The organism is Streptomyces sp. 11-1-2 (assembly GCF_003595545.1).
GTDB classification, from domain to species: domain Bacteria; phylum Actinomycetota; class Actinomycetes; order Streptomycetales; family Streptomycetaceae; genus Streptomyces; species Streptomyces hygroscopicus_B.
This window is the reverse complement of sequence record NZ_CP022545.1, coordinates 743,085-769,431: the sequence shown is the minus strand read 5'-3', so window position 1 is coordinate 769,431 and position 26,347 is coordinate 743,085. Positions and strand designations below refer to the sequence as shown.

At 71.7% G+C, this 26,347-nt stretch carries 22 protein-coding genes; 12 read left to right on the top strand and 10 right to left on the bottom strand.

The window, feature by feature from the left end:
- Window positions 1-66: 66 nt before the first annotated feature.
- A complete protein-coding gene (locus CGL27_RS03625; RefSeq protein WP_119984471.1) occupies window positions 67-756 on the top strand; it encodes a hypothetical protein in 690 nt (229 codons plus the stop codon).
- A gap of 178 nt (window positions 757-934) precedes the next feature.
- Window positions 935-2,953 (top strand): spermidine synthase, encoded by a 2,019-nt coding sequence (locus CGL27_RS03620; protein WP_240450337.1) that lies wholly within the window; start codon window positions 935-937, stop codon window positions 2,951-2,953.
- A gap of 73 nt (window positions 2,954-3,026) precedes the next feature.
- Here the strand turns inward: CGL27_RS03620 and CGL27_RS03615 are convergent, their stop codons facing one another.
- Together CGL27_RS03615 and CGL27_RS03610 are read right to left on the bottom strand one after the other, a co-directional pair.
- Window positions 3,027-4,094, bottom strand: a complete 1,068-nt coding sequence (locus tag CGL27_RS03615; RefSeq protein ID WP_119984469.1) for a hypothetical protein — start codon at window positions 4,092-4,094, stop codon at window positions 3,027-3,029.
- 302 nt (window positions 4,095-4,396) lie between these two features.
- The gene (locus CGL27_RS03610) at window positions 4,397-5,365 is read right to left on the bottom strand and encodes a D-2-hydroxyacid dehydrogenase family protein (protein ID WP_119984467.1); all 969 of its coding nucleotides are present in this window, start codon (window positions 5,363-5,365) and stop codon (window positions 4,397-4,399) included.
- Between the two features lie 297 nt (window positions 5,366-5,662).
- Here CGL27_RS03610 and CGL27_RS03605 point away from each other — a divergent pair, with 297 nt between their 5' ends.
- Window positions 5,663-6,487, top strand: coding sequence for a prephenate dehydrogenase (locus tag CGL27_RS03605; RefSeq protein WP_119984465.1), 825 nt, complete (start codon window positions 5,663-5,665; stop codon window positions 6,485-6,487).
- Between the two features lie 8 nt (window positions 6,488-6,495).
- On the opposite strand, the gene CGL27_RS03600 is transcribed toward CGL27_RS03605, so the two are convergent.
- Window positions 6,496-7,188 (bottom strand): response regulator, encoded by a 693-nt coding sequence (locus CGL27_RS03600; RefSeq protein ID WP_119984463.1) that lies wholly within the window; start codon window positions 7,186-7,188, stop codon window positions 6,496-6,498.
- Complete coding sequence (locus tag CGL27_RS03595; protein ID WP_119994225.1) at window positions 7,185-8,873, bottom strand: sensor histidine kinase; 1,689 nt, start codon at window positions 8,871-8,873, stop codon at window positions 7,185-7,187. Before CGL27_RS03595 ends, CGL27_RS03600 begins: the two co-directional genes overlap by 4 nt.
- A gap of 241 nt (window positions 8,874-9,114) precedes the next feature.
- Between CGL27_RS03595 and CGL27_RS03590 the strand changes: the two genes are divergently transcribed.
- The 3 genes from CGL27_RS03590 to CGL27_RS03580 are packed head-to-tail and all read left to right on the top strand — an operon-like array spanning window position 9,115 to window position 11,874.
- Window positions 9,115-9,927 carry an ABC transporter ATP-binding protein gene (locus CGL27_RS03590; RefSeq protein WP_119984461.1) on the top strand — a complete coding sequence of 271 codons (813 nt, stop codon included), beginning with the start codon at window positions 9,115-9,117 and terminating at the stop codon, window positions 9,925-9,927.
- Window positions 9,920-10,792: an ABC transporter permease gene (locus CGL27_RS03585; protein ID WP_119984459.1), complete on the top strand. Its 873-nt coding sequence runs from the start codon at window positions 9,920-9,922 to the stop codon at window positions 10,790-10,792. Before CGL27_RS03590 ends, CGL27_RS03585 begins: the two co-directional genes overlap by 8 nt.
- A 50-nt stretch (window positions 10,793-10,842) precedes the next feature.
- Window positions 10,843-11,874, top strand: coding sequence for an ABC transporter substrate-binding protein (locus CGL27_RS03580; protein ID WP_119984457.1), 1,032 nt, complete (start codon window positions 10,843-10,845; stop codon window positions 11,872-11,874).
- 107 nt (window positions 11,875-11,981) lie between these two features.
- On the opposite strand, the gene CGL27_RS03575 is transcribed toward CGL27_RS03580, so the two are convergent.
- Entirely contained in the window at window positions 11,982-13,094 is a 1,113-nt protein-coding gene (locus tag CGL27_RS03575) for a galactosyldiacylglycerol synthase (protein ID WP_119984455.1), read from the bottom strand.
- A 135-nt stretch (window positions 13,095-13,229) separates the two neighbouring features.
- Here CGL27_RS03575 and CGL27_RS03570 point away from each other — a divergent pair, with 135 nt between their 5' ends.
- From CGL27_RS03570 to CGL27_RS03560, 3 genes are read left to right on the top strand one after another with little or no spacing between them, the layout of a single operon-like run.
- Window positions 13,230-14,048 carry an SDR family NAD(P)-dependent oxidoreductase gene (locus CGL27_RS03570; protein WP_119984453.1) on the top strand — a complete coding sequence of 273 codons (819 nt, stop codon included), beginning with the start codon at window positions 13,230-13,232 and terminating at the stop codon, window positions 14,046-14,048.
- 6 nt (window positions 14,049-14,054) lie between these two features.
- Window positions 14,055-15,014 (top strand): DMT family transporter, encoded by a 960-nt coding sequence (locus CGL27_RS03565; protein WP_205587614.1) that lies wholly within the window; start codon window positions 14,055-14,057, stop codon window positions 15,012-15,014.
- A complete protein-coding gene (locus CGL27_RS03560; RefSeq protein ID WP_119984451.1) occupies window positions 15,011-15,742 on the top strand; it encodes a polysaccharide deacetylase family protein in 732 nt (243 codons plus the stop codon). The genes CGL27_RS03565 and CGL27_RS03560 overlap by 4 nt, the downstream gene beginning before the upstream one ends.
- A gap of 2 nt (window positions 15,743-15,744) precedes the next feature.
- On the opposite strand, the gene CGL27_RS03555 is transcribed toward CGL27_RS03560, so the two are convergent.
- Together CGL27_RS03555 and CGL27_RS03550 are read right to left on the bottom strand one after the other, a co-directional pair.
- Entirely contained in the window at window positions 15,745-17,214 is a 1,470-nt protein-coding gene (locus tag CGL27_RS03555; protein ID WP_119984449.1) for a class II fumarate hydratase, read from the bottom strand.
- Between the two features lie 247 nt (window positions 17,215-17,461).
- The gene (locus CGL27_RS03550; protein WP_119984447.1) at window positions 17,462-18,412 is read right to left on the bottom strand and encodes a sensor histidine kinase; all 951 of its coding nucleotides are present in this window, start codon (window positions 18,410-18,412) and stop codon (window positions 17,462-17,464) included.
- A 154-nt stretch (window positions 18,413-18,566) separates the two neighbouring features.
- On the opposite strand from CGL27_RS03550, the gene CGL27_RS03545 reads away from it, so the two are divergent.
- The 3 genes from CGL27_RS03545 (at window position 18,567) to CGL27_RS03535 (ending at window position 20,882) form a co-directional block, all read left to right on the top strand.
- Window positions 18,567-19,448 carry an alpha/beta hydrolase gene (locus CGL27_RS03545; protein ID WP_078638416.1) on the top strand — a complete coding sequence of 294 codons (882 nt, stop codon included), beginning with the start codon at window positions 18,567-18,569 and terminating at the stop codon, window positions 19,446-19,448.
- Window positions 19,449-19,669: 221 nt separating this feature from the next.
- Window positions 19,670-19,993 carry a hypothetical protein gene (locus CGL27_RS03540; protein ID WP_078638415.1) on the top strand — a complete coding sequence of 108 codons (324 nt, stop codon included), beginning with the start codon at window positions 19,670-19,672 and terminating at the stop codon, window positions 19,991-19,993.
- 52 nt (window positions 19,994-20,045) lie between these two features.
- A complete protein-coding gene (locus tag CGL27_RS03535) occupies window positions 20,046-20,882 on the top strand; it encodes an SAM-dependent methyltransferase (protein WP_119984445.1) in 837 nt (278 codons plus the stop codon).
- A gap of 113 nt (window positions 20,883-20,995) precedes the next feature.
- Here CGL27_RS03535 and CGL27_RS03530 read toward each other — a convergent pair whose 3' ends face one another.
- The 3 genes from CGL27_RS03530 to CGL27_RS03520 all read right to left on the bottom strand — a co-directional run bounded on the left by CGL27_RS03530 (window position 20,996) and on the right by CGL27_RS03520 (window position 26,229).
- Window positions 20,996-23,767 (bottom strand): AfsR/SARP family transcriptional regulator, encoded by a 2,772-nt coding sequence (locus CGL27_RS03530; protein ID WP_119984444.1) that lies wholly within the window; start codon window positions 23,765-23,767, stop codon window positions 20,996-20,998.
- A gap of 233 nt (window positions 23,768-24,000) precedes the next feature.
- A complete protein-coding gene (locus CGL27_RS03525; protein ID WP_119984442.1) occupies window positions 24,001-24,936 on the bottom strand; it encodes a TauD/TfdA family dioxygenase in 936 nt (311 codons plus the stop codon).
- Between the two features lie 372 nt (window positions 24,937-25,308).
- Window positions 25,309-26,229 carry a LysR substrate-binding domain-containing protein gene (locus CGL27_RS03520; RefSeq protein WP_119984440.1) on the bottom strand — a complete coding sequence of 307 codons (921 nt, stop codon included), beginning with the start codon at window positions 26,227-26,229 and terminating at the stop codon, window positions 25,309-25,311.
- Window positions 26,230-26,347: the final 118 nt, after the last annotated feature.

Below are 26,347 nucleotides of genomic sequence, written 5' to 3'. Positions count from 1 at the left end.
GTGGGCATTGTACACATCGATGCGGGCCGGTCCGTGCGGACACGACCCGCGCCACAGGAGTGCCCGATGTCCGAATCCCCCGGCCCGTTGGTGCCCGCCGCCGCTCGACACCCATGGCTGTGTCTGTGGGGCGGCGCCATGGCGTCCTTCCTGTCCGTCGGCGGCCGGTTCGACGTGCCGTTGGCGGTATGGGCGGCGCCGCTGCTCCTCCTCCGCTTCCTGCGCCACACCCGCCCGCTCGTGGCCCTGCCGGCGGTGTTCGCCGTGACGGTGTCGTCGGCCGCGGTGTGGATGGCCGAACTCGCCGTACCCATCACCTGGCTCACACTCCTGGGGGATGTGGCCTTCGGCGTCGCCTATGGTCTGCCCTACGTCGCCGACCGGCTGCTCGGCCCGAGCGCCGGCACCCTCGGCAGGTATCTGGTACGCCGACGTTCCCACCCATGGCTCGCCCACCCCGTACTCCCCCACGGGCGACCTCATCTCCTGGGGCGTACTCGCCGCCACCGTGGCCGCGGCGACGGTTCTCACCGTGCGCTCGCGGCGCCGCCCCGCTCCGCGGATTCCTTCCGCCTCCTCCGCGCGGGCGTCCGGCGTTGGCCCGGGCAGGTGACGGACACCGCCCGGACCATGACCCGAACGCCGTACGGCGGTGACCCGGGCAGCGGGCCAGGGCCACGTACCGCGGCGTGGCCACCACACACCGCGCGGCCGGTGCACCGCACCCCATGCCACGCGGTTGACCTGCGCGAATGACCTCGATAGGGGAGAGGTGGCGAGGTGGCGCGCGGACGGAAGGCGAGTGGCCGGGGCCGCTTCCGGCTGCTCCGGACGCCCGCCATCCGGCCGACGGCACGGGCCGTGTGGGTGCTCGACCTGTCCCGTCCCGGATGACAGCGTGGCCGGCATGGAGCACAGCCCAGGACCGCAAAACGTGCGCGCGAGGCTGCTGCTGGCCAGCGCCACCATGCTCTTCGTCGAGCTCGCGCTGATCCGGTGGACCGGCGCCAATATCGTCCATCTGAGCTATTTCTCGAACTTCATCCTCTTGGGCTCGTTCCTCGGGATCGGCCTGGGATTCCTCATGCCCGCCGACCGCGGGAAGTGGCTCACCCGCTGGGCGCCCGTCCCGCTCGCCGTTCTCGTCGTCTTGGTGCGCGAGTTCCCCGTGCAGGTGCGGCAGACCAGCGGCGAGGTCATCTACTTCACCGCCGTGAAGACCACCGGTCTGCCCCAGTGGGTGACCCTGCCGGTGCTCTTCGGACTGACCGCGCTGATCATGATGGCGATCGGGAAGATGACGGCCGATCAGTTCCGTCAACTGCCCTCGCTGGAGGCTTACCGCTACGACCTGCTCGGCTCGCTCACCGGCTCGGTGTCCTTCGCGCTGCTGTCCTGGCTGCGCGCACCGTCGGTGGTGTGGGGCGTGCTCGCCGCGGTGGCATTGCTGACCCTCGGCGGCCGCCGCAACACCATCCGGTATACGGTCCCGCTCGCCCTGATGGTGGCCGTCCTGGCGCTGGAGACGGCGGCCAGCGGCATCTCCTGGTCCCCGTACTACAAGATCGAGGTGACCAGGCCGACCTCCGGCAGCCGGGACTACAAGATCTCCGCCAATGGTGTACCGCACCAGTCCATCGCCCCGCTGAAGGTGCTGGGACGCCCGGGCTCCCCGTATGAGCAGCCCTACCGCGAAACCCCGAGGAACTCCCACCGCCGGGTGCTGGTCATCGGCGCCGGCAACGGCAATGACGTGGCAATGGCGCTCGCCCACGGCGCCCAGCGGGTGGACGCGGTGGAGATCGACCCCCGGCTGCAGGAGATCGGTGCGTCACTGCACCCGGCCCGGCCCTACGCCAACCCCCGGGTGCACGTGCACATCAACGACGGCCGGGCCTTCCTCGAACGCACCAAGACCCGCTACGACCTGGTCGTCCTCGCCCTGCCGGACTCCCTGACCCTGGTCTCGGGCGCCAGCAACCTGCGCCTGGAGAGCTATCTGTTCACCCGGCAGGCATTCGAGGCGGCCCACCGCCACCTCGCCCCCGGCGGCGCGTTCGCCATGTACAACTACTACCGGCAGAACTGGCTCATCGACCGGTTCGGCTCCACGCTCACCTCCGTCTTCGGACACGCCCCCTGCATCACCCACTACGGAGGCAAGAAGGCGGCCATCCTGGTGGCCGGTGTCACCTCGAGCAACCAGTCCTGCACCGCCTCCGCCTGGCGCCCCTCGGGCCCGGTGCCCTCGGCCGCCAGTGACGACCATCCGTTCCCGTATCTGCTGCACCGCACCATCCCCACCCTCTACATCGGGGTCCTGGGCGCGATCCTGCTGGTGACCCTGGTGTCGGTACGGCTGACCGGGGTCCGGCTGCGGCGCACCGCCCGCTATGTCGACATGTTCCTGCTCGGCGCGGCGTTCATGCTGCTGGAGACCAAGAACGTGATCGGCTTCGCCCTCTACTTCGGCACCACGTGGCTGGTCAACGCCATGGTCTTCGCGGGGGTGCTGGTCGCCGTGCTGTGCGCGGTGGAGGTCCGGCGCAGGCTGCGCCGGGTCAATCAGCTCGTGCTGCAGCTGATGCTCTTCGCCAGCCTCGCGATCGCCTGGCTGATCCCGTCCCATCTGGTGCTGGGACTGCCCTTCGCCCCTCGGCTGGCCGCCGCGATCGCACTGGCCTTCGCCCCCATCTTCTGCGCCAACCTCATCTTCTCCGACCGGCTGGCGGCGACCTCCGACCCCACGGCGGCCTTCGGCGCCAACCTGCTGGGCTCCCTGTTCGGCGGCACCCTGGAGTATCTGGCCCTGCTCACGGGCTATCAGGCGCTGCTGCTGGTCGTGGCGGCGCTGTACGTGGGTGCCTGTGTCGCCATGCGCTTCACCCGCCGCGGCTCCGGCGACGTCACCAGCCATGAACCACTCACCGTGCAGACGGCGCCACGCCCCTGAGCGCCCCTCTCCCAGCCGCCCCCGACCGCCTTCCGGTCGGGGGCGGCCGTGTCGGTGGCGCACGCCGCCGCTCTCACTCGAACATGACGTAATCCGGGCGTGGCCGCAGGGCCAGCACCTCTTCCGGGGTCATCAGCCGGCTCCCCTCGGTGTCCTCCTCGTAGAAGAGCTTGAAGCCGGTGCGCACGCCCTCGGGCTGGTCCTTGACCAATTGCCGCCAGGTGTCCCGCTTCATCCCCGGCGATCCGATGCCGTCCGCGCTCTTGATGACCACCACACCGGGCTGCGGGCGCAGCGCGGACTGTTCGCTGACGACGGACACGGCCACCTGGTGGAAGACCAGCGGCTTCTGCGGCAGATCGTGTTCGTCGATGATCCCGGAGAGATAGCGGGCCACATCGGTGAGCTCCTTGCCGCTGGTGTGGCCGTAGGTGTCCCCCGGCACCTCGCCCGGACCCATCTCCCACTCCGGGTCCAGGGCTATGCCGACATCGGGGTGGACCAGCCATTCGCGCAACGCCTTGACCTCGCCGAGTACCGACGCCCGGCCCGGCTGGATGTTCAGCAGCAGCAGGGCGCGATGGCGCTTGGCCGCGTCGTGGAAGCGGCGGATCGTGTCGGGGGAGGTGCGCGAGCGGTAGGTGCCGTCGGGGCCCGCGCTGCTGTTGGCCACCGTCGCGAGGAGTTCGAGCACCGGTTGCGGTTCGCGGTCCGCGGCGTAGGCGCGGGCGGTCTTCTCGATCTGGCGTACCTGGTCGTCGAGGTCGCCGATGCCGAGCCGGCCGAGCGCGGCGGCCCCGGGCAGTCCGCAGTAGCCCACCAGGCGGTAGCGGGACAGGTCCCGGCCGCCCCGGGGCAGTTCCGGCCGCGGCTTCGGGGTGGGAGAGGGGGAACTCTTTGATGGAGTGGCGGACGGGGAGCGCTCCGCCTTGCCGGAGCCTTGCGGGCCCGCTCCGGAGGGCGAACCGGCCGACTCCTCGCCGCAGCCGGCGAGCAGGCCGATCCCGGCCGCCGCGGCCACCGAGAGCATGCCGCGCCGGGTCGGTGGCGGTGTCCCCGATCCGCCGCCGCCGCGCCGCAGGGCGCCCTGTTCGGCCGGTGCCCGGTCGGTTGCCGGCATTCCGGGTGTGCTGTGAGCCACGTTCCCTCCGTCCGCGGTGCCGGGTCGGTGGACCGGGCACCGGTCTGTTGTGCGGGCCGATGGGTTGTCCGTGCCAGGCAGCCTGTCCGGTATGACGAAGGCGAAACGGAATAGTGTCCACCGGGCGGAGGGCATGCGTCGCTTTCAGCCCGGGAAGACGACCGGTGGCTGGGTGTGGAATGTTCGAACGAGGGCGGCCGGGCCCCCGATGGGCCCAACGCGCCCTGGAACGGGCCCTCTTGACGCACCTCGCGGCCCTGCCACCCGCGGGTGCCGGAACGGGAGGACGCCTCTCCGGGCGGTCAGGCGGGCGGGGTCAGCCGACGGATCGGCGCCCCCGCCAGGTAGGCGCGGATGTCCTCCACCACATCGCCGTAGAACCGCTCGTAGTTGCCTCGGGTGACATAGCCGAGGTGTGGGGTGGCCAGCAGATTCGGCAGGGTACGGAACGGATCGCCCGGCGGCAGCGGCTCCCGTTCGAACACATCGACCGCCGCGCCCGCGATCCAGCCGTCCCGCAGCGCCTCCGCGAGCGCCGCCTGGTCCACGATCGCCGCGCGGGAGGTGTTCACCAGAAGCGCCGTGGGACGCATCCGCCTCAGTTCCGCCGCGCCCAGCAGCCCCCGGGTGCGGTCGCCGAGCACCAGATGCACCGAGACGATGTCGCTGGTCTCCAACAGCTCCTCCTTGGAACCGGCCGGCCGCACCCCGTCCGCCTCCGCGCGCTCGGCCGTCAGATTCTCGCTCCAGGCGGCCACCTCCATACCGAAGGCCCGGCCGACCCGCGCCACCTGGGCGCCGATCCGCCCCAGCCCCAGCAACCCCAGACGGCGGCCGTACAGATCGGTGCCGACGGTGCTCTGCCATGAGCCGCCGTCCCGCAGCGCCGTGCTCTCCGGCACCACATGGCGGGCGAGCCCCAGGATCAGCGCCCAGGTGAGCTCGGTGGTCGGTTGCGAGCTGCCGCCCGTGCCGCACACGGTGACGCCATGGCGGGCGGCGGCCTCCAGGTCGACCGACGCGTTGCGCATCCCCGTGGTCACCAGCAGCCTCAGCCGTGGCAGCCGGGCGAACAGCGATGCGGGAAAGGGCGTGCGCTCCCGCATGATGACCACGATCTCGCAGTCCCCGATCGCCTCGGCCACCGCGTCCTCATCGGCGATGTACTCATGGACCGGCACCACGTCCACCGCGTCGAGCACACCGGACCAGTCGGCCGCCGACAGCGCCACGTCCTGATAGTCGTCGAGCACGGCGCAGCGCAGCTTCATGGGACTACCTCTGTTTCCGGGGACGGGTACGGTGTTTCTACCACCCGTGTGAAGCCACCCCGAAAACTGGGGCCTGACACGTCGTCACCGCGTTTGCGGCACCACCCTTCCGGATGACATCGGCGGTGCGGTCGCGGTGTGACAGGCGTGTGTTTTCACCGAAAGTTGGCCTCTCAAGGGGTGCTGAGACGCGTGTGGTTGTTTTGCGTAGTGGCACACAGGGCACCGCACCGTCTGAACAGCAGGCATAATCACAGCTGCGATGGGCGCAGACGCCCAGAAAGGGGACGAAGTGAAGTGAACGCGTTGAGCGCGGACAGCAGTGTGGGTTCGACCATTGAGGTACTGGAGGCCGAGCTCCCCCAACTGCAGAAGCAACAGGAGGCACTCAAGGGTGATTTGGAGGCCGTCACCAAGCGGCTGGAGGCGGTCAGCACCGCCCTGAGCAGCCTGCAGACGCTCTCCATCGCCACGGTGTCGGAGCAGGTCGTGGACGGCGCCCCGGTGGCGGTGGCGAAGCCCGTGGCCGAGGCCACCCCGGCCGGGCCGGCCGCGAAGCCGGCCACCGAGGCCACGGCCGAGACCGAGCCGGAGACCGCCGAGGACACGGCCTCCACCGGCCGTACCTCCGCCGCCACGCGCAAGGCGGCCATCGGCCGTCAGCGCAGCAGGGGCAAGGCGGCCAAGGCGCCGGCCACCGGACGGGCCACCAAGGTGGCGGGCAAGAAGACCGCCGCCGCCAAGAAGACCGCCGCGAAGGCCGTGGCGAAGGCTCCCAAGGCCACCAAGGCCACAGTGAAGGCCACTACCAAGGCCACCACCAAGGCCACCGCGAAGCCCGCCAAGGCCACCAAGGTCGCCGCCGCCGAGAAGCCGGCGGAGAAGGCCGCCAAGGAGACGGTCGCCACCTCCGAGCGCTCCACGGGGCTCGCCGACAGCGTGCTGGCCGCGCTGCGCAAGGCCGGTCGTCCCATGCGGGCCTCCGAGGTCAACGATGCCCTGGGCCGCGACGAGACCCGCACCAATGTGAACTCGGTGCGCAACACCCTCGAGCGGCTGCGTTCCTCGGACCGGGCCCAGCGTTCCGGCCGTGGCCTGTACGAGGCCTCGGCCACCAGCTGAGGGTGCCGTCAGTTCACCGCCACCCATGTGTAGCGGTGTTCGGGACGGCCGGTGTCCCCGTACTTGAGGGTGAGGCTGATGCGGCCCGCATGTTCGAGGTACTTCAGATAACGCTGGGCCGTGGAGCGGCTGATACCGGTGCGCTCCGCCACTTCGTGGGCGGAGAGCGGCTGGTCGGCCTGGTCCAGGACCCGCCGTATGAGGTCGACGGTGGGCGCGGAGTGGCCTTTGGGGAGGGCGGGGCCGGAAGTGTCGGCGGCTGCGAAGGCGCCGAAGATCCGGTCCACCTTCTCCTGGCCGGTCTCGCCGCGCCCGCCGACGCCCTCGAGGGTGCGGCGCAGCCCCGCGTAGCCGTCCAGCTTGGCCCGCAGCCCGGCGAAGCTGAACGGCTTGACCAGGTACTGCAGTGCGCCATGGCGCATGGCGGCCTGGACGGTGGCCACATCACAGGCGGCCGTCACCATGATGACGTCGGCGTGGTGGCCGAGCTGGCGCATCCGCCGCACCAGGGTCAGCCCGGTCTCGTCCGGCAGATAGTGGTCGAGCAGGACGAGGTCGACCGGGGTGCGTTCGAGGGTCGCGAGGGCCTGGGCGGCGGTATGGGCGCGGGCGGTGACCCGGTAGCCGGGCACCTGGGCCACATACGCGGCGTTGATCTCGGCGACGTGGAAGTCGTCGTCCACGACAAGAACGTCAATCATCGTGACTCTCCTGCTGCGGTGAACTCATGAGTGGGTGTGTCGTCCCCGGTGAGGGCCTCGGGCAGGACGACGGTGAACACCGCCCCGCCACCCGCCCGGGCGGTGACCCGGGCCATGCCCCCGTACCGCTCGGCCAGCCGCCGTACCAGGGCCAGTCCGATGCCCCGGCCGCGCGGCGACACCGTGGCGAACTCCTCATGGGCATCGGGCCGGGCGTCCCGGGAGCCGGGGCGGGCGGGCCGCTTGGTGGACCAGCCCTCGGTGAAGATCTGTTCGCGCATCCCCGGTGGCACCCCCGGACCGGTGTCGCTCACCCGCAGTACGGCGGTGGTGCCCTCGGCCCGCAACTCGACCTCGATGAACGGAGTGGGGGAGGGGTGTGCGGCCACCGCGTCCAGCGCGTTGTCGACGAGGTTGCCGAGCACGGTCACCAGATCGCGCGGATCGACCACCCGCCCGGGCAGCAGGGTCGCGGGCGAGATACGCAGGGCCACGCCGCGCTCGGCCACGATGGCCGACTTGCCGACCAGCAGCGCCGACAGCAGCGGATCGTGCACCCGTTCGGAGATCTGCTCGGCCGAGGCACGCCGGGCGTTGGTGAGCTCGGCCACGAACTGTGCCGCGCGTTCGTGCAGTCCCAGCTCCAGCAGCCCCAGCAGGGTGTGCAGCCGGTTGGCGTGTTCGTGGTCCTGGGCGCGCAGCGCGTCCAGCAGCCCGCGGGTGCTGTCCAGCTCGCGGCCCAGCAACTCCAGCTCGGTGCGGTCGCGCAGGGTCGCCACCGCCCCGCCGTCCTCGGTCGGCATACGGTTGGCCACCAGCACCCGGGCGCCGCTGACCGTCAGCAGATCCGCCCCGTCCACCCGCCCCGCCAGCACATCGGTGGTACGGCCCGGTGGCAGTGACTCCTCCAGGGTGCGGCCGGTGGCGTCCGGGCGGATCCCGAGCAGCCGCCCGGCCTCGTCGTTGATCAGACGGATCCGGCCGTGCCGGTCGAAGGCCACGACTCCTTCGCGGATGCCGTGCAGCATCGCCTCCCGCTCGTCCAGCAGCGCCGAGATGTCGGCGAACGCGACACCGTGCGTACGGCGGCGCAGTTGGCGCGAGACGGCGATCGCCGCCAGGACACCGACCCCGAGCGCCGCCCCCGCGTACAGCAGCAGCCGGGGCACCGCCGCCAGCAGCTGGTCGCGCACGCTGCCGTAGCCGATGCCCACCGACACCGCCCCGACGATCCGTCCGTCCCCGGAGTGCAGCGGAACCTTGGCGCGGGCCGAGCGGCCGAGCGTCCCCACGTCGATCTGCAGGACCTCCCGGCCCGAGAGCGCCTCGCCCGGATCGGTGGAGACGTGTTCGCCGATCCGGGCGGTGGTGGTGTGCGACCAGCGCACCCCCCGGGAGTCCATCACCACGATGTACAGCGCGCCGGTGGCCCGGCGGATCCGTTCGGCCGCCCGCTGCACCGGACCCGAGGGGGTGGGCTCGGTGGCGGCGAGGTCCCGCGCGATGTCCGGATCGGCCGCGGTGGTCTGGGCGATGGCGAGCGCCTGGTGCATCGCCTGGTTGTCGATCTCGGAGCTGAGCGGGGCCAGGAACAGCGCGGTCGCCAGCACCATCACCCCGGCGGTGATGGAGAGCTGCGCGGCGAGCACCTGGCCGGAGACACGCCGGGGCCATCGGATGCGCATGATGGGCCCCCTGTCTCCCGTCTCGCTCATCCCGTGTGGTTCCATGCGCGAGCGGTAGTACTTCGTCCGTTTATGGTGCTGTGAACGCACCGTAAAGGTGTCCGGGGCGTATGCCCAGTCTCCGTGGCGTTTTCGTTGCCAGGGCGCGAGCAAAACGAGCAGAACGCGGTTTGTGGGCGCAACGGCGGGTTGTGCCCAGAAGACTGCCGCTGTGGCCGAGGTCACTTCTAGCCTCCCGGCCATGAGCAGCCACACCAGCCCCGCCATCGAGCTGCGGGGAACGAGCAAGGCGTTCCGGACACCGTCCGGGGCCCTCCACACCGCGGTCAGGGATCTCGACCTGACGGTTGGGCACGGTGAGTTCGTCGCCGTCGTCGGGCCCACCGGTTGCGGAAAGTCCACGACACTGACGCTGGTCAGCGGGTTGGAGGAGCCCACCGAGGGCGAGGTGCTGGTGGCCGGTGAACCGGTCCGCGGCATCGCCTCCAACGTCGGCTTCGTCTTCCAGCAGGACGCGGTGTTCCCCTGGCGCAGCGTGCTGTCGAATGTGATGGCCGGCCCGCGTTTTCGCGGTGTGCCCAAGCAGGAGGCGAAGGAACGGGCCCGTGAGTGGCTGGCCCGGGTCGGTCTCTCCTCCTTCGAGGACCGCTATCCGCATCAGCTTTCGGGCGGTCAGCGCAAGCGTGTGGCGCTCGCGTCGACCTTCGTCAACGACCCCGAGATCCTGCTCATGGACGAGCCGTTCTCGGCGCTCGATGTGCAGACCCGCGCGCTGATGTCGGACGAACTGCTGGAGCTGTGGGCGGGGACCGGCGCCTGCGTCGTCTTCGTCACCCACGACCTGGAGGAGTCCATCGCCCTGGCCGACAAGGTCGTCGTGATGACGGCCGGACCGGCCACCGTCAAGGAGGTCTTCGAGATCGATCTGCCCCGGCCCCGCAAGGTCGAGTCGGTGCGGCTGGAGCCGCGGTTCGTGGAGATCTACCGGGAGATCTGGTCCTCGCTCGGCGAAGAGGTCCGCATCACCCGTGAGAGGGGTGCCGTCGATGCCTGAGACCGTGTCCGCCACGGCCGCGCCCACCCTCGACAAGACACCCGGCACGCGCACCAGGGCCCGGGCACGCGCCGCCCGCAACCGCGCGATCCTCGTCCAGACCAGCCGCGCCCTGGTGCTCCTCGGTGTCATCGGGCTGTGGGAATGGCTGGCCCGCGCCGCCGTCATCGACCCGTTCAACTTCTCGATGCCCTCCAAGATCTGGGACCAGCTCAAGCAGTGGGCGCTGCACGGCACCGCGCAGGGCTCGCTGTGGGAGCAGATCTGGTACACGCTCTACGAGGCGCTCCTGGGCTGGGGCATCGGCGTCGTGGCCGGTGTGGTCCTGGGGATCGCGTTCGGCCGGGTCGCTTTCCTCGCCGATGTGCTCGGCCCGTACATCAAGGTGCTCAACGCGCTGCCGCGCATCGTCCTCGCGCCCATCTTCCTGATCTGGTTCGGCCTCGGCCCGGCCTCGAAGGTCGCCTCGGCCGTCGTCCTGGTCTTCTTCCCCGTCTTCTTCAACGCCTTCCAGGGCGCCCGGGAGGTCGACCGCAACCTGGTGGCCAACTCCCGGATCCTCGGCGCGAGCAACCGCCAGGTCACCCTCCAGGTGGTGATCCCCTCCGCCACCTCGTGGATCTTCACCAGCCTCCATGTCAGCTTCGGCTTCGCCCTCATCGGCGCCATCGTCGGCGAGTACATCGGCGCCACCAAGGGGCTCGGCCTGCTGGTGTCCTCCTCGCAGGGCACCTTCAACGCCGCCGGTGTGTACGCCGCCATGGTGATCCTCGCCGTGGTGGCCCTGCTCGCCGAGGGGCTGCTGACCTTCCTGGAGAAGCGGCTCTTCCGCTGGAAGCCCGCCCAGCCCGGCGAAGACCGCTGAAGCCCCGCCTTCTTCTTCCCAGCTCATCACCGCTCACAAGGACGTAACCCATGCGCAACAGTGCCAAGTTCTCCGCGGCCGCGGTCGCCGCGGCGCTCGCTCTGACCACCCTCACCGCCTGCGGCGGTGACTCCAGCGCCTCCGGCGGCGAGAACGGCAAGGTCAAGATCATGGTGGGTGGCCTGGACAAGGTCATCTACATGCCCGCGATGCTCACCCAGCGGCTCGGCTACTTCAAGGCGGAGGGCCTCGAGGTCCAGTTGCTCACCGAGCCCGCCGGGGTGCAGGCCACCACCTCGCTGATCGCGGGCGATGTCCAGGGTGTCGTCGGCTTCTACGACCACACCCTCGATCTGCAGGTCAAGGGCAAGCAGGTGGAGTCCGTCGTCCAGCTCGCCCAGGCCCCCGGTGAGGTCGAGGTGGTGTCCAACAAGGCGGCGGACGAGATGACGTCCCCCAAGGACTTCAAGGGCAAGAAGCTCGGTGTCACCGGTCTGGGCTCCTCCACGGACTTCCTGACCAAGTACCTCGCGGTCGACAGCGGCGTGAAGACCAGCGAGTTCACCCCGGTGGCGGTCGGCGCGGGCCAGACCTTCATCTCGGCCCTCAAGCAGGGCTCCATCCAGGGCGGTATGACGACCGATCCCACGGTCGCCCAGATCGTGGACCAGAAGATCGGCAAGGTCCTGATCGACATGCGCACACCCGAGGGATCCAAGCAGGCACTGGGCGGTCTGTACCCCTCCTCCTCGCTCTACATGAACACCGACTGGGTGAACGGCCACAAGGACACGGTGCAGAAGATGGCCAACGCCTTCGTGAAGACCCTGAAGTGGATGTCCACCCACTCGGCCGAGGACATCGCCGCCAAGATGCCGAGCGACTACGCGCAGGGCGGTGCGAAGCTCTACGTGGAGGCCATCAAGAGCACCCTGCCGATGTTCACCAAGGACGGGGTGATGCCGGCGGACGGCCCGGCGACAGTCGAGCGCGTCCTCAAGGCGTTCAACCCCAACCTGAAGAACGCCACGGTGGATCTGAAGAAGACCTACACCACCGAGTTCGTCAAGAAGGCGGGCTAGGGGAGAAGGCGGACTAGGGGCCCCGAGGGCCGAAACCCGAAGGGCGCGGCCTCCCCGCACCCTTCGCACAGCACAGCCGCTTCGAAGAAGCCCAGCCTTCGACGGACTCAGCCCGACGCCGCCGTCCGCGCGACCGCCCAGGTCAGCCGGACGGCGGCGTCGTCGGCGAACAGCCGGCGGCCCGCCGCGATACGGCGCTCCCGCCACGCGGAGGGCTCGGTGAGCGCGTCGAGCAGCCGCAGCAGCTCCCACGAGTCCCGCGCATGGTCCGAGAGCCCCAGCGCGGCCATCCGCCGGACGCCCTCGCGGCCATGGCCCGGGATGGGGCGGTAGCCGATCACGGGCACCCCGGTGGCCAGCGCCTCCAGTGCGGTCTGACCGGCCGCGTTGTCCACCACGGCTCGTACGGCGGCCAGCAGACCGGGCATGTCCCGCTCCCAGCCGAAGGCCGCCACATCCGGTCGGCGCGACAGCTCGGCGCGCAGCCGCTCGTCCCGGCCGCACAGCACCACCGGCAGATACCCCGCCCCGGCCACCAGCCGCGCCGTGTCCACCACCCGTGTCCCGGCGCCCCACGCCCCCACGGACAGCAGCACCGGCGGCCTCCCGGGCGCGAGCGCACACAAATGCCGACGCCACCGCGCCGCCCCCGGCGCCGGGGCGAAGAAGCACGGCGCCACCACGGGTCCGGTGGCCACCGACGGACGGCCCAGCGCCCGGCGCACCGTGTCCGCGGCCTCCGGGGTGACACACAGATGCAGATCGTTGCCCGGGTGCAGCCACTGGCGGTGCACCGCGAAATCGGTCACCACGACCGCGCTGGGCACCCGCAGGGCCCCGCGCGCCCGGAGCCTGCCGGTCAGCTGCGCCGCCAGATGGAACACCGGCACGACGACGTCCGGCCGCTCCCGCTCCACCAGCGCCAGCAGCCGGTCCTCGGCGAGCGCGGCCAGCGGGGCGCTGCCCGGCCGGGGGCCTTTGCCGGGCCGGAAGAACGCCCGGTAGATGCCCTCGTACACCATCGGGGCCCGGCGGATGGTCGTCCGATAGAACGAACGCAGCCCCGTCCCGATCCGGTGTGGCAGCAACTCCAGCACATCCACCCGGCCGGCCCCCTGGCCCAGGTCCTCCAGCCTGCGCACCAGCTCGGCGGCGACCGCGTCGTGTCCGGCCCCCATTCCGGCGCTCACAACGAGAAAACGTGCCGACGGCTGGTGCATGGCCACCTCCGATGGTGCGAGGCGCGGCTCCTCATGGCTCACTGGAGGTATCCGCTCCGCACGCCGTCAAACCGCGCGCTCGACGGCCGGTGACCCAGGGCCAGCGGCCGGTCGGCGGCGAGACAGGGAGATGCCATGATCCGCCCCCTCCCGGACGCACCGCTCGATCGCGGCCACGTGCGGGACACCCGGTACGACGCCACCACCGGGACCAGGGTCGCGCTGGTGACCGGTGCCTCCTCGGGCATCGGCGCCGCCATCGCCCACCGGATCGCGGCCGAGGGCGGCTGGCGGCTGCTGGTCAGCGGCCGCCACCGGGAACGGCTCGAACGTGTGGCCGCCAGGACATCGGCGCTCGCCTTCCCCGTCGACCTGGCCGCGCCGGAGGGCCCGGAGGCGCTCGTCCAGGACGCCCTCCGTGCCGCCGGACGGGTGGATCTGCTGGTCGCGGGGGCGGGCGTGGGCTGGGCCGGCCCCTTCGCCACCATGCCGCCCGCCGCCATCGACCAGGTGGTCCGCGTCGATCTGCTCGCCGCGATGCGCCTGGTGCGCATGGTCGTCCCCCGGATGGAGGCCGAGCGGCGGGGACACATCGTGCTGATCGGCTCGGTGGCCGGAACCGTCGGGGTGCGCGGCGAGGCGGTGTACTCCGCGGCCAAGGCGGCGCTCGGAGTCTTCGCCGACGCCCTGCGCTACGAGCTGAGCCGGGCCGGGGTGCGGGTCACCCATGTGGTCCCCGGTGTGGTGGACACCCCGTTCTTCGCCCGGCGCGGCGCCCCCTACGCCCGCCGGCTGCCGCGTCCGCTGCCGCCCGAGCGGGTCGCCGACGCGGTCTGGGACGCCGTCGAGCGTGGGCGGGACGAGGTGTACGTACCGGCCTGGATGCGGCTGCCCGCGGTGGCCCGCGCCGTGGCCCCCGGCCTGTATCACCGGTTGGCCTCACGCTTTGGGTGACCCCCGGTGAGCGTCGTGGTGGTGTTGCTGGCCCTGCTGTCCGCCCTGGGCAACGGCATGGCCTCGGTACTGCAGCGGCGGGCCGCGATGGACCAGGTCCGGGAGGAGCGGGGCGCCGCCCCGGGTCCGAAGCGGAACCTGCTGCGGCTGGCGCGTCTGCTGCGCCGCCCGTACTGGCTGGCCGGGCTGGCCGCGATGATGGTGTCGGCGGCGGCGCAGGTGGGCGCGCTGGCGGTCGGCCGGCTCTCCGTGGTCCAGCCGCTGCTGGTCAGCGAGCTGCTGTTCACCCTGGTGGTCGGCAGCCTGGTCTTCCGCCACCGTCCGGACGGCCGGACCTGGCTGTCGTTCGTGATGCTCGCCGCCGGGCTCGCGCTCTTCCTGGTGGCGGCCGATCCCTCACATGGCGAGACCACGGCGCAGAACGGCGAGTGGCTGCCCGTGGGCGCGGTGGTGGCCATCGCCGTGGGCGTCCTGATCGCGGTGGCCCGTGCGCTGCGCGGGCCCGCGCGCGCCGTCGCCCTCGGCAGCGCCACCGCCGCCTGTTTCGCCTGCACGGCGGCGCTGATCAAGGAGTTGACCGGGCGGTTCACCGGTGGGGTGGTGGCGGTGCTCACCGACTGGCCGCTGTATGCGGTGTGTGTCGTAGGGCTGCTGAGCTTCCTGCTGCTGCAGAGCACCCTGCGCGCGGGCACCCTGGCCGCCTCGCAGCCCGCGCTCACCCTCGGCGACGCCCTGGTCAGCATCGCGCTGGGCTGGGTGCTGTTCGGCGAGCGCGTCGACCTGGGGCTGCGCATCGTGCCCGAGGTGGCCGGCATCCTGCTGATGGCGGCCGGCATCGTGGGGCTGACCCGCTCGCCCGCCATGTGCGGCGGCTGGGACCAGGCCGTCCCCGAGCAGCCGCGGCAGGCCGGGACAGCGCTCCCCGGACGGCGGCGGAGCCCGGACGGCGGTGCGGGAACACCATGAGCGCGCGCCACCGCTCCGGTGTCCTGGTGCGCAACGCGGCGCTGCTGGCGGCGGCCGCGCATATCGCACCGGCCGGCACCTGGCTGCCCGGGCCCCGGCGCGCCCTCTTCCCCGCCCTGGCGGGCCGCGGACGCTGCGACCATGTGGCCCTCACCTTCGACGACGGACCCGATCCGCGCACCACACCGCGCTTCCTCCGGGTGCTGGACGAGCTGGGCGTCCGGGCCACCTTCTTCCTCCTGGGGGACGGGGTGACGCGCTTCCCGCACACCACGCTGGAAATCGTCCGCCGGGGCCATGAGCTCGCTGTCCACGGCTGGACCCACAGCCGCCCCTGGCTGCCCACGGTGTCCCGGGACGTCACGGAGGTCGCCCGTGCCGCCCGCGCGATACGGCTGGCCACCGGCGTGGCACCGCTGTGGTACCGGCCGCCGTACGGCATCCTCACCGGCGGCCGCTGGCTGGCGGCGGCACGGGCCGGGCTCACCCCCGTCCTCTGGTCGGCCTGGGGGCGCGACTGGTCCGCGAACGCCACCGCGCGGTCGGTGTCCGCCACCGTACGGCGCGATCTGTGCGGCGGTGCCACCGTTCTGCTGCATGACACCGACCGCGCCGCGGCCACGGGCTGCTGGCGCGCCACGCTGGGCGCGCTGCCCGCGGTGGTGGAGGAATGCCGGGCCGCGGGTCTGGAGGTGGGGCCGCTGGCCGAGCACGGGATATGGCGATGAGGTCAGCCGTCGCGAAGGCGGGCCATCTTCCGGGGGTCCACGATGCGGTCGAAGTCCTCGGCGCTGATGTGGCCGCTGGCGATGGCCGCCTCGCGCAGGGTCGTCCCCTCGGCTGCGGCCTTGTGGGCGATCTCGCCGGCCTTGTCATGGCCGATCTCCGGGGACAGCGCGGTGACCAGCGTCAGCGAGCGGGCGAGATGCTCGTCGATCCGCTCGCGGTTCAGCTCGATGCCCTCGACGCAGTACTCGCGCAGCTTCTCGCAGGCGTCGGCGAGGATGCGGGCGGAGTGCAGGAAGTCGCTGATGACCAGCGGCCGTGCCGCGTTGAGCTGGAAGTTGCCCCGGGTGCCCGCGTGTGCGACTGCGCTGTCGTCGGAGAGCACCTGGGTGCACACCATCATCATGGCCTCGCACTGGGTCGGGTTGACCTTGCCGGGCATGCTGGAGCTGCCGGGCTCGTTGGCGGGCAGTGTGAGCTCCCCGAGCCCGGAGCGAGGGCCGGAGGCGAGCCAGCGGAGATCGTCGGCGATCTTCATCAGGGGGACGGCGAGGCCCCGCAGCCCGGCGGAGGCGGCCACCATGGTGTCCACACCGCTCTGGGCCGCGAAGGAGTTGGACGCCACCTTGAACGGATGCCCGGTGGCCCCGGCGATCTCCCGGGCCACCGCCGGTCCGAACCCCTCGGGGGCGCCCAGCCCGGTGCCGACCGCGGTGCCGCCGATGGCGAGCTGGTACAGATCCGGCAGGGTGGCGCGCAGCCGCTCCAGCGCGTCGGAGAGCTGGGCGGCGTAGCCGGACCACTCCTGTCCCACCGAGAGAGGGACCGCGTCCTGAAGATGAGTGCGGCCGGTCTTGACGATGTCGTACCAGGCGCGGGACTTGGCGGCGATGGCCTCCTGGAGCAGGCTGACCTGGGGCAGCAGGGGGTCGTGCAGGATGCGCACCGCGGCGATGTGCATGGCCGTGGGGAAGGTGTCGTTGGCGGACTGGCCCAGATTGACGTGGTCGTCGGGGTGTACCGGATCCTTGCTGCCGAGGACGCCGCCGACCAGCTGGATCGCGCGATTGCTGATGACCTCGTTGACGTTCACATTGGTCTGGGTGCCGGAACCGGCCTGCCACACATACAGCGGGAAGTGGTCGTCCAGCGCACCGGAGATCACCTCGTCGGCCACATGCGCGATCAGATCGGCCTGCCACCCCGCCAGCCGCCCCTCCCGGCCGTTGACCAGCGCGGCAGCCTTCTTGACATAGCCATAGGCGTGGTAGACCGCCTTGGGCATACGGTCGTCACCGATCGCGAAGTGGACCAGGGCCCGCTCGGTCTGGGCGCCCCAGTAGCGGTCGGCGGGGACCTCGACGGTCCCCAGCGCGTCCGTCTCCCGCCGGGTGCCGGTGGCGTCGATGCGGGTCGGAAGGTCCCGCACCCTCGGGGTGCCCTGGGCGCCCCGGCGCCTGTGGGGCGTGTTCATCGCGTGCTCTCCCAGACGGACGGCAGCCCATCCATACGCACACTCCGCATCACGGCTGTTGCACTCCCCGCCAGTGTCGCCCCGCACCGCCCCGGCCGCATCCGGCACCGGTACGGCCACCGGCGCCCGCCAGGTCAGGCGCCGCCCGTGGCGCGGGGAGCGGGGGCGCTGGCGGGTGGGGGGCCGGGAGGGCGGGCTTCCCATCCGCCCCGCGGCCCGGCCGCGCGCGTCCGCGGGCGACGCGACGTCAGATGCGGGTGCGCAGCCGGATGAGGGTGCCGTCCGCGTCGGCCTGCATCTGTACGACGTCGCACAGCATGCGCACGCCCCACAGCCCGAATCCGGGCTCGGCGTCGGCCGGCGGGGTGAAGCCCCACAGCGCGTCCGGGTACCAGTGGCCGGGCCCGGAGATCTCGCAGACCAGATCGCCGTCATGGACCCAGGTGCTCAGTCGCGCCGGGGCCTCGCCGTGCCGGATCGCGGTGGTGGACACCTCGCTCACGGCCGCGACCATGTTGCGCAGCGCGTCATGGCCCATGCCGTGCCGGCTCGCCCGCTCGGCGATGAAGGTGCGCACGGCGTCCAGATCGGTCGAGACGATCGACACCGACTCGGCCATGCGCGGGGCGGGCGGCAGGCGACGCCGGTCGCAGGTGGCGCTGAACGGGCCGGGGTCGGTGTAGGCGTCGCTCCGCTCCGGCCCATGGCCGTCGATGATCTCGGGGTGGGTCTGGCGCGCGTAGGCGAGGATCTCGGGGTGCAGCAGGCGCCGGTCGTAACAGCAGATCGCACGGGCGCCGGAGTGGGCGAAGGCCGCGTTGACGATCGACTCGTAGCGCGCCCACTCCACCACCTCGAGCGGGGTGCGGCCCTGCCACACCGGTTCGGCGATCACCCGGACCCGGCGCGGCTTCTCGGCCTTCACGAAGGAGTCATAGGCGGCGATGGTCTTGACCGGGTGCTGGTACCAGCTGAGCGCCTCCTCGAACTGCACCGCCTTGGCGTCCTGCCCGAGCGCGTCCCGCAGCGCCCCGATGTTGGCGGAGGCGGCGACGACGGCCACGGCGTCGTCCGCCTCCAGGCCCTCGCGGAGGAAGGGGACGCAGACGTCGACGACTTCGTCCTCGTCGCGATAGAGGAATCCGCGATGCATCATGGCGTCGCGGTGGTCCGCGACGGTGCTGCTCGGGCTGGTCATCGGGCCTCCCTGGGGCTCGGCCGGCGAAAACACTTCAGGTGCGTCATCGAATTTCCGGACGGTATAGCGCAGTCTGCCACTTCCCCGGCCCGGCGCGCAGCCCGTTCCGGCCATACATGGACGGCATCCTGACGGTGCATTAGCATCGTCGGGCGTGACAGAGCTGAAGAACATCAACGCAAATGGACTTGATTTCGGGTATTTCGAAGCGGGCCCGGCCGACGCCCCATTGGCGCTCTGCTTGCACGGCTTCCCGGACACCGCGCACTCCTGGCGTCATCTGCTTCCCGCGCTCGCGGACGCGGGCTACCACGCCGTCGCCCCCTTTCTGAGGGGCTACGCGCCCTCCGGCATACCGGCCGACGGCGCCTACCAGGCGGGTGCGATCGCCGCCGACGCCAACGCGCTCCACGAGGCGTTCGGCGGCGACGGTGACGCCGTGCTCATCGGCCATGACTGGGGCGCCATCGCCACGTACGGTGCCACCGGCAGCGCCCCCGAGCGCTGGCGGCGCGCGGTCACGATGTCGGTGCCCCCGCTGGGCGGGGTGCTGGCCGACTTCTTCAACTATGACTACGGGCAGTTCAAGCGCTCCTTCTACATCTTCCTGTTCCAGACGCCGCTGGCCGAGGCCGGTGCGGCGGCGCACGACATGGCCCTGATCGACGGCCTGTGGCGCGACTGGTCGCCCGGCTACCAGGACGCCGGTAAGGACATCGCGCACGTCAAGGAGAGCCTGCGGGATCCGGCCCATCTCGCCGCCGCGATCGGCTACTACCGGGCCCTGTTCGACCCGTCGCGCCATGTGGCGGCGTACGCGGCCGAACAGGAGGCCATCACGGCCACCGGGGAGACCCCCATCCTCTATCTGCACGGCACCGACGACGGCTGCATCGGCGCCGATGTCGTCCAGGGGGCCAAGGACCACCTCCCGGCGGGCTCGCGCATGGAACTGGTCGAGGGCACCGGGCACTTCCTCCACCTGGAGGCGCCCGAGCGGATCAACCGGGAGGTCCTGGCCTGGCTCGCCGGGTGACCAGGCGGCCCTGGGCGCACGCCTTGCTGCCACATCGCGTGTGACCAGGGCCTTTCCCATGCGGAACGCGATGCGGCTGTGGCGGGGATCTCGACCGGGGCGGACCCGGTCGAGCCGCCGCGGCCGTCGCTTTACCGCCGGTATACCGCCGCTGGTCCGCCCTCTTCCATGCTGGGCGCATCGCTACAGCCGCCCGGCAGGGACGCGTCTGGAGAGGGCCTGTGAACGTCGACCAGCAGCATCAGCCTCGCACCGAGGACGAACCCCTCTACGCCTGGAGCACCTTCCAGCTCTGTGGCGGGGTGGAGGGGTCCGGCCCGAGCGGCACCTGCCGGGCCGAACACACCGCTCGCACCTGTCTGGAAGCGGCACTCCAGGCCACCGCGACCCACTCCGGCGCGTACTCCTGGGGGCAGCTCAGCCGGGTGTCCGCCGATGTCGGACTGCCCTTCCACCTATGGGCGCGGGATCCGGTCGCCTGGGCCGAACCGGGGCCCAGTAAGACGGTCACCTGGCGTCCGGGCGCGGCTCCGCATCCGCAGTGATCCGGAACCGTCCGCGGTGAGGCGAGGCAGTGCTACTGGTAAGGGAATCACGATGAAGAGCAGCGGACCCGGGATAGGGCTCCTCAGGACAAGGGCGTGGCGGCCGGCCGACCACGGCCGTCTCGCGGTCAGCGAGGCGAATCCGGCCAGGGTCTACAACTTTCTGGTCGGCGGTAAGGACAATTACCTCGCCGATTACGAGCAGGCCCAGCGATTTCTCGGAGTCGCACCGGAAGTCCGCGACACCGCGCTCTCCAATCGGAGATTCCTGCACCGTGCCGTCCGTCATCTCGCGGCCAGTGGAATCAGCCAATTCCTGGATATCGGCGCGGGATTGCCGGCGAACCCGAATGTGCACGAGATCGCCCAGGCCGTGAATCCCCGGGCCCGTGTGGTCTACGCCGACAACGACCCCATCGTGGTCAGCCACGGCCAGGCCCGTCTCTCCGTCTCCGGCACCACCATGGTCAGGGCCGATGTCCGCTCGCCCGACGACCTCCTCGGCCATGAGGAGCTGCGGCGGCTGCTCGACCCCGCGCAGCCGGTGGCGATCCTGCTGACGCTCGTCCTCGACTACATCGAGGACCTGGAGAACCCCGTCGGCATCGTCCGCCGGTTCATGGACTGGGCCGCACCGGGCAGCTGTCTGGTCCTCTCCCATGCCACCGGTGACTTCACCCTCGACACCGACCGGGAGTGGGAGGTCATCAGCTTCGGGGACCCCGTCAGCCTGGTCGCCCGCGACCGTGCCGGGATCATGGAGTTCTTCACCGGCCTCGACCTGCTCGACCCGGGCCTGGTGCAACTGCCCTCCTGGCGCCCGGGCATCGGCGCCGAGTCCGACCCGAGCCGGGTGTGGGCCTACGGCGGGGTGGCCCGCAAGCCGTAACCCCGCCCCCCCCGTGTACGACGTCGTACCCCCGGTGTCCGACGTCCGCCCCCCGTCCGCCCCGGATCCCGCCTCAGCGCGGGCCGGGGCCGATTTGCTCAGCGCCGATTTGCTCAGCGCGGGCCGGGGCCGATCTGCAGGGTCATACAGGCGGGGAAGAGCCCGCTCCAGGTGTGCCCGCGCCAGCTCTCGTAGGTACCGGGGCGCTGCCACACGGGCAGGGCCTGGTCCATATGGGTCCGGCCCTCGACGAACCTGCCCTGTTCCATATAGGTGATCCCGATCTCGTAGAGGGCGAAGCCCTCATGGTGGATATTGCCCGTGCGGCGGGCGTACTCCAGGCTCTCCTTGAAACAGGTCAGGGCGTCCTCGGGACGGCCCATGCCCCGGTGGGCCCGGCCGAGATTGCCCAGACCGACCACCTCGGCCGGCAGATCCCCGGCCTCACGGGCGAGGGCCAGCTGCCGCTCCTGCGCCGTGATGGCCTCCTCGAACAGGCCCAGTTCGCACAGCGCGTCCGCGAGATTACAGGCGGAGCGCGACTCGCCCTCCCGGTGGCCCAGTTCGCGCCAGATCTCCAGCGCCGATTCCAGAGCGGTCCGCACCTCGTCATAGCTGTGCTGCAGCCAGTACGCGGCGGAGAGGCCGTCCAGCGCCCATGCCTCGCTCACCGGGTCGCCCAGGCGGCGGGCGGTCTCGACGGCCAGCTCGTTGACCGTCTGCAGATCCTGGGCGTGGGCCCGGGGAAAGAGGAACCACTGGAGCGCCCGCGCCAGCCGCAGCCCGAGACGGGCGATCGCCTCGGGCTGGGCGGGCTCGGCCGCGTGGACGACGGCGGCCAGCAGATTGGGGAGCTCGGCCTTCAGCCAGCTCTCGGCCTCGTCCTGGCCGGTCAGCGGGACCGCCGGGCCCTCGCCGGGATGCCGGGGCCAGGGGCGGAGCGGGTCGAGCAGGATGACCGCCTGCTGGGCGGTGGCCGCATAGCAGGACAGCGCCCGCTCCAGCGCCGCCGAGCGCTCCGCCTCGGACTCCTCCTGCTCCGCCTGCTCCGACGCGAACAGCCGCAGCAGATCGTGCATGTGGTACCGGACGGAGTCCCGGCTCTCCAGGAGCTGGGCATCGACCAGCCGCTCCAGCGCGTTCTCGGTGCGGTCGGCGGACAGGTCCAGCAGCGCGGCGGCCACCGGCAGGCTCACATCATGTCCGTGCACCACGCTGAGCAGCCGGAAGGCGCGGACCGCGTCCAGGTCGTCGGAGCGCCGGCCGAGCCGGAACGCCTCGTAGCTCACCTGGAAGCTGATACGGACGGCCAGATCGCCGAACCGCAGCTCGTCCAGCCGGCCGCGGGCGTCGGTCAGCTTCGCCACGAGGGTGCGCAGCGGCCATGCTGGGCGGGCGGCCAGCCGGGCGCCGGCGATCCGCAGCGCCAGTGGCAGCCCGCCGCACAGCCGGGTGATCTCCTCCGCCTCCGCGGACTCGGCCCGCACCCGCTCCGCGCCGACGACCCGCTCCAGCAGCGCCACCGCCTGGTCCTGGGGGAGCACATCCAGATGCAGATGGGTGGCGCCCTCCAGGGTGGTCAGCATCTCGCGGCTGGTGACCAGCGCGGCGCAGCCCGGCCCGGCGGGGATCAGCGGCCGCACCTGGTCCACACTCGCGGCGTTGTCGAGGATCACCAGCAGCCGCCGGCCCGCCGCCAGGGAACGGAACTGCGCGGACGCCTCGTCGGTGTCTCCCGGCACGCTCGAGCCGTCCACGCCGAGGGCGCGCAGGAACCGGCCGAGCACCTCGCCGGGGTCCAGGGCCGACTGCCCGGCGGTCGCCCCGTACAGATCCACATAGAGCTGGCCGTCGGGGAAGCGGTCGGCGAGCTGATGCGCGGCGTGAATGGCCAGGGTCGACTTGCCGACCCCGCCGGTGCCGTCGATGGCCGCGAGCACCACGGACCGCCCGCTCTCGCCCGCCTCCGGGTCCCCGGCCGCGTCCATCAGCGCCTGGATCACCGCGACCTCGCCATGGCGGCCGGTGAACGTGGGGCTGGCGGGCGGCAGTTGGCGGGGGCCCCGGGGGGCCTTGCGGGGAGCGGCGGGCCCGGGGCGGTCCGCCTCCGGGGCGGGCGCCGTCAGGGAGGCGTCGGCGTTCAGGATCCGCTCGTGGAGGCCGCGCAGCGGCGGGGTCGGCTCGACCCCGAGCTCCTCGCTCAGCAGCCGGTGCAGATCGCGGTAGGCGGCCAGGGCGTCGGCCTGCCGGCCGGACCGGTACAGGGCCAGCATCAGCCAGCCGCGCAGCTCCTCACGGAACGGATGCTCGGCGGTCAGCGCCTCCAGCTCGCCCAGGACGGCCGTATGCCGCCCGCATCGCAGGTCCGCGTCGATCCGGGCGTCCACGGCCTGCAGCCGGCACTCCTCGAGCCGGGTGGCCTCCGCCGCCACCGCCGGGGTCGGGGGCACATCGGCGAACGGGGTGCCGCGCCACATCGCCAGCGCCTCGCGCAGCCGCTCCGCCGCGGTCTCGGGCGCCTCCCGGTCGAGGCTCCGCCGCCCCTCCTCGACCAGCTGCTCGAAGCGGTGGGCGTCGAACTCGGCGGCCTCCACCGTCAGTCGGTAGCCCTGCGCCTTGTAGCCCTGCTTCTCGGTGATCAGGGTCTGCCCGGCCTCGTCGCCCAGGGTCTGGCGGAGCCGGGAGACATAGGTCTGCAGCAGCTTGGTGGCGCTCTGGGGCGCCCCGCCCTCGCCCCAGAGCTCGTCCAGGAGCCGCTCGGTGGAGACGGTCTGGTTGGCGTGGCACAGCAGCACCGCGAGCAGCGTCCGCCACTTGGCGGGCCCCAGGGAGGCCCACCCCTCGCCGTCGCGCAGCTCAAGCGCTCCCAGCACCCGGTATCGCACCCGTCGCCTTCCCTCGGCTCGTCAACTGACCACTCCGTAACGGTTATACCTCCGGTGTGGCCCCTGCCGGACATCGTTTCACCCGCCCGGAACGAGTCCGCGCCGGGTAAGGGCTTTCTATGAGCCTCCCACGGGCCATCTACGGGCCTCCTGTGGGTCTTCTACGGGCTTTCGCAGGCTTCACGGATGACCGAAAATCGTCGCACCAGGGGCCACCGCGGGTCGGCCGGAGGTCAGAACGGCTGGTCGCCCTCGATGGCGACGCGTTCGGCGACCCTGCGATGCGGGGCGTAGTCGTTGACCGCGTAGTGCTGCGTGGCGCGGTTGTCCCAGAACGCGATGTCGCCCGGCTGCCAGTGGAAACGCACCTGATACTCCGGGACATGCGCCTGCCGGCACAGGAAGCTCAGTAGCCGGTCGCTCTCCTCCCGCTCCATCCCGGTGATCCGGGTGGTGAAGGAGGTGTTGACGAACAGCATCCGCCGGCCGGTCTCGGGATGGGTGCGCACGACCGGGTGCTCCACCGGCGGGAACATCTCCTGGAACGGGGCCAGCCGCTCGGGCCCGTAGAAGCGGGCGAAGCCGGGGATGAAGTCGTGGATGGCGGTGGCGCCGTCGATGCGGTCCCTCACCTCCGCCGGGAGGTTGTCGTACGCCGCGGCCATGTCCGCCCACAGGGTGTCCCCGCCCACCGGCGGCACCTCGCGCAACTGCAGCACGGCGCCGAGCGCGGGCCGGGTGCGAAAGGTGACATCGGTGTGCCAGATGTTCTCGAAGGTCGGCGTGGCGCCGGAACCCTTGTCGAAGCGGACGACATCCTCGCTGGCACCGGCGGCCAGCAGGGGATTGGTCTCCAACTCGCCCCAGTGGCGCGCGAAGCCGCGCTGCCGCTCCGGGGTGAGGTGCTGGCCGCGGAAGAAGAGCACCTTCCACTCCAGCAGGGCCCGGTTCAGCTCCTCGCGCAGCGCGGGCTCCAGCGGCCGGGACAGGTCCAGCCCGCGGATCTCGGCCCCGATGACGCGTCCGAGGGGCGCGACCTCGAACCGCTCGTACGGACGCTCCTCCCACCCCTCGGGCACTCGCCGCAGGATGCGCCGGCCCTCGTACATCCCGTCCGGCGGGATGGGGGCCTCGCGCAGGGTCGCTGGTGTGGTGTCGACGACGGTCATGGCGTCTCCTCATGCGTGACAACGGGCAGGGGCAGGCGGGGGGGGAGATGCCCTCGTGCCGAGGGGGACCACGGGAACGTCGTCCGGATCGTCGCGATGTCCGGATCGTCAGTCGTCACGATGTCCGGCATCGGCAGGGGAAATGACCGGCGATCGTCAGAGGAATGACCGGCGTGGCCTCGGGGGCGCGGGGGCGATGGCCGCGGGATGCGGAGAGTCCCGGTTAGAGGCCCGAGCGCTCACACCCGGTCCGGTCCGGGGCGCGAAGGTGTCCCGTCGAGTCGAACCGGTGCCTGATCATGCCGCAATTCTGGAATCTGCCCTGGTGGGCTGTCAATGGGGGGTGCCCTGCGTGTGCGGGGAGATGCCTCCTTACCCGGCGGCGCGGTCAGGGGCCGACGTGGCGGACGCTCCGGCCGCCAGGGCGGTGCGGGCGCGCTCGACCAGGGCCCGGCCGGCCGGGCCGCTCGGGCCGTCCGCCCGCCAGGCGAAGGCCAGCCGCCCGCGCAGGGTCGGCCGGTCGATGCGGACCGACCGTAGCCGGTCCGACCGCGCCTCGGCGAACGCACCGGGCAGGATCGCCGCGCCCAGCCCCCGCTCGGCGAGCTGCGCCAGCACCTCCGGATCGCTGGCCTCGAAGGCGATATGCGGAGTGAAACCGGCGGCCGCGCACGCCTCGTCGATCCGGGTGCGCAGCCCCGTGCCGCGCGGCAGGCTGATCAGCGCACGGCCCCGCAGGGTGTCCAGCGAGATGGCCGAGTGCACGGCGAGCTCATGGTCCGGGCTGACCGCGGCCACGATCGGCTGGTCCGTGATCACCTCCAGCTCGACACCCGCCGGAGTCGTGGCGCCCACGCTGACGATCGCCGCGTCGAGCCGTCCCGTGCGCAGGCCCTCCAGCAGCTCGTCCGAGGTGGCCTCGGTGAGGGTGATCTCCACCGCCGGGTGGGCGTCGTGGAACTCCGCCAGCAGCCCCGGCAGATCCACGCTGTGCGAGGTGACCGTCCCGACCGCGACATGGCCGCGCAGCAGTCCGGTCAGCTCGTCGACCGCGAGCCGGGCGCCCTCCACCGCCGCGAGCGCGGCCCGTGCGTAGGGGAGCACCGCCGCGCCCGCCTCGGTCAGCCGCACCGAGCGGCCCGAGCGGTCCAGCAGCTGCTCGCCCAGCTCGCGCTCGAGCCGGCGGATCTGTGCGCTGACCCCGGGCTGGGCCACATGCACCTTCTCCGCGGCCCGGGTGAAGTTCCGCTCCTCGGCCACCGCCACGAAGTATTCAAGCTGCCGTAGTTCCATAACCATTGATTCTAGCAATCAGACTTACCATCTCTTGGACTTCTGACCGGGCCCGCCGGAGGGTTGGAGACAGCCGAAAGACAGCCGAAAGACAGCCGCAAGGCAGTCGAAGGCAATC